Genomic DNA, 8,259 nt, shown 5'->3' on the forward strand with positions numbered 1-8,259 from the left:
ACCACGATGCTCCCCTCGGCCCTACTCGTTGCAGGTCTCCTGGCGTCCGTTACCGTCACGGTCGTGGACGAGAGGGATCGGGCACTTCCAGGTGCGAAGGTCGAGATGCTTCAACTTGGACAGGTAAAGGCACACGCCTTCTCGAATCGTCAAGGGGTTTCCGAGTTCGGCGGTCTGCAGCCGGGAAGCTACTACGTCCGAGTGAGTCTCGATGGATTCACCACGCGGGAGGTGCTGCTCGTCGCGTCGCCCGACTCGCCGGCCGCGACTCGAGTCATTCTCCCTGACGAGTCGCTCCTCTGGTACTGGATGCTCATCAGTCAAGCCCCGTCCCCCTCCGCTGGCATCCGTTGTCCGGGTCCGGCCAACCGCTTGGAGCCGGCGCTGTCAGCATCCGGTGAGTCAAGCGGATTGGAAGAGGGCTGGGTCCCTGTCGGCTTCGTCGTTCTCAAGTCGACCTCGGACTACGGCGAAGCTCGCAGGGTGGTCGATGTCGCTGCGCAGCGACTCGACATTCCGGTCGATCTTCGCAAGGTCGAGTACGACCCGGAGCATGGGCTCACGTTTCCGAGGGACGTCTGCGAAGCCGACGGTGGATTCCCCTATCCCTGCTACGTCGCTCGAGGCCGTTACGATGCTGGCGTCTATCTCAGCATCGAGCGCTCCGACGCCTATCGGGCGAATGATTCCGGATGCTTCAGCGTCATTGTTGCCAGCGGGGACCCTTCGTCGCCTGAACTGGCCGCTGCCTTGAAGCAGGTGAGAGTCGAGTATCCAGACGCCTACGTGAAGAGTGAGAAGGTCTATCATGGGTGCATTCACTAGCGTTGTGACGCGCATCCGCTGATCCTCCCTGGGTCGGCGCCGAGCTGGAGCGATCGGCGGCGCGTTCATGACCCGTCTCGAGCCCGCAGTACGCGTTAAGGGTGTGGGGCGTTCCGCTCCCGGGCGGCGCCAGGTCGGGTAATCTCGCCGGCCGAAGCTCGTCTCCAGCGCTTGTCTCTGAGGAGAGGTCGGACATGAAAGCCACGTGGAACGGACGATTGTCCCTCGCGATGTCGGTCGCGGTCGTGTTTCTCGCTGTCCCAGGCCTTCCTGGATCGGCGACCGGAGGCAACGCGCGGTTCGGCGGCGAAGAGATCTTCAGCGACGGTTTCGAGAGCGGCGACACGTTGGCCTGGAGCGCCACGTTTCCCGAGATCCTGGTCACGACGCACGGGATGAGCCTTCCGGCCGCTCACCCGCGGCTGTGGTTCGATCCGACGCGTCTCGCGCGCGCCCGCACCTGGTTCCAGAGCCACCCGTTCACGCCCCCCACGAACGAGGACCAGGCCGGCGGCTACGGCGACGTCGCGCTGCATGGGCTGCTCTCCAACAATGCGACCGGCTCGTGCACGACCGCGATCAACTGGGCCCTGTCCCGGCTCGGCGACCTCGCCGACACCGGCGGCGTCGCCTGCGACCCCTGTCGCTGGTCGGGCGAGCAGCTGATCCTGGTGTACGACTGGTGCTTCGCCTACCTGTCGCCCTCCCAGCGCAACGACTTCGTTCTCGGGATCTCCACCGGTCTCCAGGCCTGGAGCCAGGAGGCCTGGGGCGGGCCGCCGATGTACCAGAACAATTACTACTGGGGATACCTGCGCAACGAGCTCGAGTGGGCGATCACTTCGTACGAGGAAGACCCGATCTGGGCCGAGGACATGCTGGACTGGGTGTTCACGAACCGCCTGGCGAATGCGTTCAACCCCTCGACCCTCGCCGCCGGCAGAAGCCGGGGCGGAATCGCCTACGAAGGCTCCGAGTACGGGCCGGTCGTCGGGGCCTACCCGCTCATCCCTTTCACCACCGCCGCTCTCTTCGGTCGCAACATCTATGAGGAGACGCCCTTCTGGTGGGAGTTCGTCTACGCCCTCATCCACTCCACCACGCCCGCCCCCACCACCGTTCCCGGGGTCGCCGGAACCGGCTACACCGTCTTTCCGTTCAGCGACGACGAAGGCTGGAACGAACGCTTCCAGGCGCAGACCCACTACTTTCCCGACTTCATGGTGGCGGCGGCCTTGTACTGGCCGACGGCCAACGTCGGCCGGCATGCGCGCCAGTGGGCCAACATGGTGAACATCCTGCCGTGGCGCCACGTCCAGGCGGTCGATGTCGCGAACTCGCCGCTCGCCTTCACCGGCCTACCGCTCGACTTCTACGCCGCGGGCCCGCGCTACTTCTACGGCCGCAATGCCTGGGGCGCTGCCTCGACGGCGTTCCAGCTGCAGTTGGGCGATGCCGCCGAGAGCACCATCGGCCATCAGCACGGCGACTACGGCACCTTCCAGATCTGGCGCCAGGGGCGCTTCGTCTCCCACGAGACGGCCGGCTACTCCGGAGACTCCTCGACCGAGGTCGCAGGCTACGCCGGCGTCGGATCGGTCGACAGCGCGACCGGCATCGCCCACAACACGGTGCTGGTCAACGGCCTCAATCCCGGCCCCCAGTATTCGGACCGGACGGCGGTCGTCGAGCGCCTCGAGTCGCAGCCCGACTACGCTTTCGCGGTCGTCGATCTGGTGCCGCCGGCCACCCAGATGCAGGAGTGGCGGCGCGAGTTCGTCTTCGTGCGCCCGCTCGAGACCCTGGTGATCCTCGATCGCCTGCAGACGGCGAGCCCGGTGGCGACGAAGACCTTCCTCAATCACTGCGAGACCAACCCCTCAGTGTCGGGCGACAACGCCGCGACCTGCACGGTGGGAACGCAGGCGCTGGTCATGACCACGCTGTTGCCCGCCCAGCGCGACTACCGCGTCGTCGACGAGGGTTCGCACACCAACAGCCAGTACCGCATCGAGGTCGACACGACGCCCGGCACCGCGCAGAGCTACATCCTGAACGTGCTCCAGGCGAAGGGCTCCGGGGACCCGAGCCTCTCGCCCTCGCTGGTGGACAACGGCCCCTCCTGGACCGTGACGCTTGCGGCCGGCACGTCGATCACCTTCCAGAAGGGGATGACCTCGACCGGCGGCTCGATCACCGTCGGCGGCGTCCCGACGTCGTTCCGCGCCAACGTCCAGACGATGTCCGTCAGCGCTTCTGGCCCGGTCTGGGCGCCGTAGGCATGGCCCCGAGCGGCGCGAGTCGCGTAGCCCTCCTTCGACCAGAAGTGCCAAGCGGGTGAGGGTTCAAGAACGGGAAAATGTAAGGAGGGGGCCAAAGTCGTGCGCGTCGGCAGCTCGTAGCGCAGCGATGTAACGCCTGCGCGCTTCCCCGGGAGCTTCCAAGTTGACCCTGCCCCATGTAAATCGCTCACCGCCCAGGCGAATGACAAGGAGATCTGCCGTGAGTCGAGCATGGCGGCCGTTGCCGTTTGGGAAGGGGTGGATTTGGACCAACCGATGATGGAAGCGCAAAGCAATCTCGTCGCGAGGATACGATCGAAGTTCTATCCAGCTACTTGTGTCTTCGAGGAGTTTGCGGAGCGCAGCCGGGACTTCATAGTAGGGAACTCCGAGATTCTTCTCTGTCGTTCTGAACTTCCCAGCCCAGCGCCATACATCGCCTAGCATTCGGCCATGCAGGTCCTCGATGAACTTCTCTGAGAGCAGATTCCGGCGCCTCGCAAGCGCCCAGGCTTGGGAGCGAAGGATGTTCTCCTGTTCCACTCTGTTGAGCTCGTAGCGATAGGTGATATCCGAAGGGATCAGTCCTGCTTGCTCTTCTGCCGTCAGCGGGGTCGCATCGCCCGGCTCCTCGAACAAGTCGCTCACCACCGTTAGTCCCAGAATCTGTGAGGATTCGTTCCCTGGATGACATCTTCGAGATTCGTATCGCCTTCGTCGCGTTTGACGTGTTGGTCTTCGAGCAACATCGAGTGTTCGATCGGCACCCAATGTTGACGAACATACGCTTGCGCGCGCTCCTTGATCGTCGCTTCGAGAGGCTTTCTCGGAACAAGCGCGACAATCACCACGCAGTCGAGGGCCTCAGCTGCACGCCTCAGCGTGGAGAGCTCAATCGTCCCTCTGGCTTCGGATTGTTCGAGTGCAGTGACTGAGGGCTGGCGGATTCCCATTCGCGTCGCGAGTTGTGCCGTGGTCATACCCAAGGCTTCGCGGATGGCCCTGATCCACCCACGGTTCGGAGGCGAGTATCGATCGATTGGCTGCATCTGAGCGAATCGCGAGTCCAATCGCCTACGCGACTGGGCTGCAAGGCTTGAGCTTCTCATAGTTTGCACTCTATCAAGTATTCTACGGAGATAGGCCGCATTCGATGAAATACATAAGACCTATCGGCTGCAGCCTATGTTACGAGGGGTTGAAATAGAGTCCGATCTATTCAATGTCCTCCATGAAGATGCTGGCCGGACTCAGGCACAGAGAAGAGTAGGGACCGACCCAGTTGAGACGAGGCTTCGCGATGCTGGCAGTTCGGCTCTAGCTATCGAGTTGGAGCAGCTGTGGTTGCGGGGGCTGTCTGGCACTCGATGCGCCGCCCTCAGGGACGAGGTCCTGCTGAGCCTCCAAGCGGGTGAGAGCGGAGGCCGGATCGTTTCGCGCGCAGGAGACCGGTGTCCACATCCCGCCGCCTACCCCGTGGCCGCCGTGCTTCCCAAGGCGGCCGCTTACGGGGTGCGGGATCGGGACCCGGGACTCCGAGCACGAAACGACCCCGGTCTGATCTCAAGGGGGAGGGCACGCGCCCTCCCCTCGGGCCGCGGGCAGAGCCCGACGGCCCTCACGGTCTGATCTCAAGGGGGAGGGCACGCGCCCTCCCCTCGGGCCGCGGGCAGAGCCCGACGGCCCTCACCCCTCCGCGGTCGCTCGCTTGCGCTCGCTCCGGTGGGCTCACGCAGGAAAGCGGAGGCGGAGTCTCGCGGACGATGGCTGCGTTTCCAGAAGCGAACGATCGTGCTATTTTCGCGAGGTGAGCAAGGGCGACAGCACTCGCGAAGCGATCCTGCAGGAGGGGCTCGCTCTGGCCAGCCGGATCGGCTTCGAGCCGCTGTCGATCGGTGTGCTGGCCAAGACCGTCGGTATGTCGAAGAGCGGGCTCTATGCGCACTTCCTTCACAAGGAGGACCTGCAGCTCGCGGTCCTGCGCAAGGCGGAAGAGCTGTTCACCGCGACGGTCGTGCGGCCGGCGCTCGCGGCGCCGCGCGGCGAGCCACGCCTGCGCGCCCTGTTCGAGCTCTGGCTGCGCTGGGCCGAGGCCGATTGTCTCCCCGGGGGCTGCGTCTTCATCTCGGCGGCCAACGAGTTCGACGATCGGCCGGGGGCCGTGCGGACCTATCTGGTCGAGAGCCAGGAGCGCTGGCTCACCGGCCTCGCTCGCGCGGCCGAGATCGCGATCGAGCAGGGGGACTTCCGCAGCGGCCTCGACGCCCGGCAGTTCGCGCACGATTTCTACGCCGTCTTTCTCGCCTACAACCACTTTCGCCGGCTGATGCACGACCCGGACGCCGAGCGCCGAGCGCGCGTGGCCTTCGAGGCCCTGCTCGTCGCCGCACAGTCCACCACCTGAGCCCGATCCCGTGGAGCGCCCACCCATGTCGAATCCGCCCGCCTCGAAAAGCACGATCGGTCGTACCCTTCCGCTGGCGCCCTCGCCGCTGCGCTGGCTACTGGGAGGTGCCAGCCGCCTCTCACCAGGTTGGACGTCGGCCTGGGCCGCACGACAGTTTCTGCGCCCTCGCCGGCGGCCGGTGAACGGCAGGGTGCCGGGCGGCGCGAGCGGCGCGGGCGGCGCCGGCGCCAGGCGGCGAGACGTCTCGTTCGAGGTGGATGGCGTGGCGATCGCGGCGACGCATTGGGGAGCCGTCGGAGCCGCGCGGGGTGCCCTGCTGGTGCACGGTTGGGAAGGGCGGGGCGAGCAGCTCGCGCCGTTCGCCGAGCTCCTGGCTCGCCGCGACTACCAGGGCCTGACGTTCGACTTTCCGGCCCACGGCTCGTCGGGCGGCAGCAGCACCAACTTTGTCGAGATGGCGGCCGTGCTGCGCGCCGCCGCCGAGCGCCTGGCGGAGCTCCGCGCCACGGCGGACGGAGTGCCGCGGCTGGACGCCGTCATCGCCCATTCCGCCGGCTGCGTCGCGACCCTGGTCGCGCGCGAGCGCGGCCTCGACGTCGATCGCCTGGTCTTCGTCGCGTCGCCGGCGGACCTGGGCGGCTTCGGCGACGTCTTCGCGACGGTGCTCGGCCTGTCGCCCGAAGTTCGCCGGCGCCTGCAGGCCCGCATCGAGCAGCGGATCGGCGTGACCTGGGAGGCGATCGCCCCCGAACGCGTCGCGCGGCGTCTGCCGCCGCGGCCGACGCTCGTCCTGCACGACGCCGCGGACCGCGAAGTCGACCTCGAGCATGGCCGGCGCCTCGCGGCGGCGCTCGCAGGCAGCGAGCTCGCGGTCACTTCGGGTTTAGGCCACAACCGGATCCTGCGCGACCCCGAAGTCCTGCGCCAGGCGCTCGAGTTCCTGGAGCGAGCCTCGACGCGGGCTTGCTGAAGGGTCGGGGTCAGGGCCGGCTGTGAGCAGGCGAATTCCGCCGCGGCCTCGTAGACCGGGAAGACCCATGCGACGCCGATTCCATCTCTTCGGCTGCCTCCTGCTGCTGCTCGCGCTCGCGGGCTGCGCCGAGAGCGACCGCGCCTGGATGGAACCCACTCTGAGGAACGATCTCAAAGTGCTCCGCGATCTCATCGATCAGTACCGAGGCGACCAGGGGCATCTCCCGCCGACGCTCGGAACCCTCGTCGACAAGGGATACATCCGCCTGATCCCCTACGATCCGATCACCCGGCGCAACGACACCTGGATCGAAATTCGCGAGCCCACCGAGTCCGGCTGTGTCCCCGGAATCGTGGACGTCCGCTCCGGCGCGCCCGGACGCGCGCGCGACGGCACGCGCTATGCCGACTGGTGAGGAATCTGCCGAGGGCGGCAGAGGGTCGAAGGCGAAAGATCCGCGCATGCTAGCCATAGAAGATCGGCTCGGCGTCGACCACCGGCAGCAGCTCCGCGATGTCGGTCGTGGCTGCGTACTTGTCGAAGCGATGCCATTTGAGGTTGCGGTCCCGCCAGTAGAGGGCCCATCGCCGAGAAGTCATGTCGAACCGGAACTTCGCGACGTCGTGGTCGCGACGAATCGTCGCGTCTTGCCAGTCCGGCCGGCGTTCCGAAATGTAGGCGAACTGCTTCTCGAGCCGATAGACGCTCTCGAGCTCGTGGCGAATCTCGGGCCGCAGGCGTTGGGCACAATAGTTCCGGAGCGCGATCTCCGCCCGGCGCTTCTCGATGTCGGTCATCGGCATGGTGGGCTCAGGGTACCGTATCGCTCCACTGCGCGGTGCCGGCCTGCTGCATCCTCATCGCAGTGCAGTCCAAGGAAATGGCCCGGGTGCTACAGGTTGCGAACGAGCCATAGCTCGCACGCGTCGAGCGCATCCTTGAATCCATCCTTCACCAGGTTGAGCGAAAGCTCGCTGAGGGTGACCGCCCAAGCGCCGATCCGCGTCCAGGCGCTGGCTCGGGTCAGGGTCGGTGTGCAGTTGTCGCACCCTGAGTGCGGCGCCCCAGGTTCCGACCACAGTATCGAACCAGGTCCGACGAACCGGAGCCCGCTGGCACCGCTGGCACCGCTGCCACCTGAGCAGGAGTAGTCGAACACGAGACCCTGCCCCTCGACTCGAGCCCTCGAGAGCTTGCAGGAGTTTCCCATTCGGAAGGCCAACGACGGGTGCTCACCTCCCTGCACCCGCGCTCGCGGAATGAGTCGTTGCTGGTACCACGTGCCCGCGAACTCCGCGATGACTTCGGCAGGCCCCTCGAGTGGCATCTCCTGAAGCGGCCCATGCCGCGCATCCAGGTTCCAATAGAAAGCCACGAGGGGCCAGGTCACCAGCAGCAGGGCGAGCCCGCTCATCAGCGCAAGAAGCCGCAGGATCGATCTTCTCCACCGCGAGAATCGAGAGGGTTCTTTCGGTGTCGCAGGCATACTCACGCTCCCTGCAAGGTCTGGCGGCCAGCTACGACGCCCCGAAGCGCCTCCCTGAAGAGACTCCCAGAAATGCTAGCCGATTCTCATCGTCGGGCGAGAAGAGGGGCAACTGCCGATCTCGAGGCGAGCTCTGTCGCTGCCACACGGAGAGCTGCCCTCAGCGGTGCCAGACGATTTCCCGGGCTGGTACGCCGGGGACACGCTCCAGCCCGGGGGGATCGGCTGGATGGTCGCAGCGGGGCCGACGGGCTTCAGCATGTCCCCGGCTGCGGGGGGCGATCGC

9 protein-coding genes are annotated in these 8,259 nt (G+C 66.2%); 5 read left to right on the top strand and 4 right to left on the bottom strand.

Features of this window, described 5'->3' with window-relative positions; genetic code table 11:
• Positions 1-6: 6 nt before the first annotated feature.
• Both KBI44_04715 and KBI44_04720 read left to right on the top strand, forming a co-directional pair.
• On the top strand, positions 7-825 hold the full coding sequence (locus KBI44_04715) for a carboxypeptidase regulatory-like domain-containing protein (GenBank protein MBP9143768.1): 819 nt from the start codon (positions 7-9) through the stop codon (positions 823-825).
• Between the two features lie 194 nt (positions 826-1,019).
• On the top strand, positions 1,020-3,104 hold the full coding sequence (locus KBI44_04720) for a hypothetical protein (GenBank protein ID MBP9143769.1): 2,085 nt from the start codon (positions 1,020-1,022) through the stop codon (positions 3,102-3,104).
• A 66-nt stretch (positions 3,105-3,170) separates the two neighbouring features.
• Here the strand turns inward: KBI44_04720 and KBI44_04725 are convergent, their stop codons facing one another.
• Positions 3,171-3,755, bottom strand: a complete 585-nt coding sequence (locus tag KBI44_04725) for a mobile mystery protein B (protein ID MBP9143770.1) — start codon at positions 3,753-3,755, stop codon at positions 3,171-3,173.
• 5 nt (positions 3,756-3,760) lie between these two features.
• Positions 3,761-4,216: a mobile mystery protein A gene (locus tag KBI44_04730; GenBank protein MBP9143771.1), complete on the bottom strand. Its 456-nt coding sequence runs from the start codon at positions 4,214-4,216 to the stop codon at positions 3,761-3,763.
• Between the two features lie 698 nt (positions 4,217-4,914).
• Between KBI44_04730 and KBI44_04735 the strand changes: the two genes are divergently transcribed.
• The 3 genes from KBI44_04735 (at position 4,915) to KBI44_04745 (ending at position 6,902) form a co-directional block, all read left to right on the top strand.
• The gene (locus tag KBI44_04735; protein ID MBP9143772.1) at positions 4,915-5,511 is read left to right on the top strand and encodes a TetR/AcrR family transcriptional regulator; all 597 of its coding nucleotides are present in this window, start codon (positions 4,915-4,917) and stop codon (positions 5,509-5,511) included.
• A 25-nt stretch (positions 5,512-5,536) separates the two neighbouring features.
• Positions 5,537-6,484 (top strand): alpha/beta fold hydrolase, encoded by a 948-nt coding sequence (locus KBI44_04740; protein MBP9143773.1) that lies wholly within the window; start codon positions 5,537-5,539, stop codon positions 6,482-6,484.
• A gap of 67 nt (positions 6,485-6,551) precedes the next feature.
• The gene (locus KBI44_04745; protein MBP9143774.1) at positions 6,552-6,902 is read left to right on the top strand and encodes a type II secretion system protein G; all 351 of its coding nucleotides are present in this window, start codon (positions 6,552-6,554) and stop codon (positions 6,900-6,902) included.
• A 49-nt stretch (positions 6,903-6,951) separates the two neighbouring features.
• On the opposite strand, the gene KBI44_04750 is transcribed toward KBI44_04745, so the two are convergent.
• Together KBI44_04750 and KBI44_04755 are read right to left on the bottom strand one after the other, a co-directional pair.
• Complete coding sequence (locus KBI44_04750) at positions 6,952-7,290, bottom strand: DUF3024 domain-containing protein (GenBank protein ID MBP9143775.1); 339 nt, start codon at positions 7,288-7,290, stop codon at positions 6,952-6,954.
• A gap of 89 nt (positions 7,291-7,379) precedes the next feature.
• Entirely contained in the window at positions 7,380-7,901 is a 522-nt protein-coding gene (locus tag KBI44_04755; GenBank protein MBP9143776.1) for a hypothetical protein, read from the bottom strand.
• Positions 7,902-8,259 lie beyond the last annotated feature (358 nt).

The sequence above is a fragment of the Thermoanaerobaculia bacterium genome, assembly GCA_018057705.1.
GTDB lineage: Bacteria > Acidobacteriota > Thermoanaerobaculia > Multivoradales > JAGPDF01 > JAGPDF01.

Coding starts and splice junctions, on each gene's coding strand:
- KBI44_04715 (MBP9143768.1), top strand. CDS start 7: ATGCTCCCCTCGGCCCTACTCGTTGCAGGTCTCCTGGCGTCCGTTACC.
- KBI44_04720 (MBP9143769.1), top strand. CDS start 1,020: ATGAAAGCCACGTGGAACGGACGATTGTCCCTCGCGATGTCGGTCGCG.
- KBI44_04730 (MBP9143771.1), bottom strand. CDS start 4,216: ATGAGAAGCTCAAGCCTTGCAGCCCAGTCGCGTAGGCGATTGGACTCG.
- KBI44_04740 (MBP9143773.1), top strand. CDS start 5,537: ATGTCGAATCCGCCCGCCTCGAAAAGCACGATCGGTCGTACCCTTCCG.
- KBI44_04745 (MBP9143774.1), top strand. CDS start 6,552: ATGCGACGCCGATTCCATCTCTTCGGCTGCCTCCTGCTGCTGCTCGCG.
- KBI44_04750 (MBP9143775.1), bottom strand. CDS start 7,290: ATGCCGATGACCGACATCGAGAAGCGCCGGGCGGAGATCGCGCTCCGG.
- KBI44_04755 (MBP9143776.1), bottom strand. CDS start 7,901: ATGAGCGGGCTCGCCCTGCTGCTGGTGACCTGGCCCCTCGTGGCTTTC.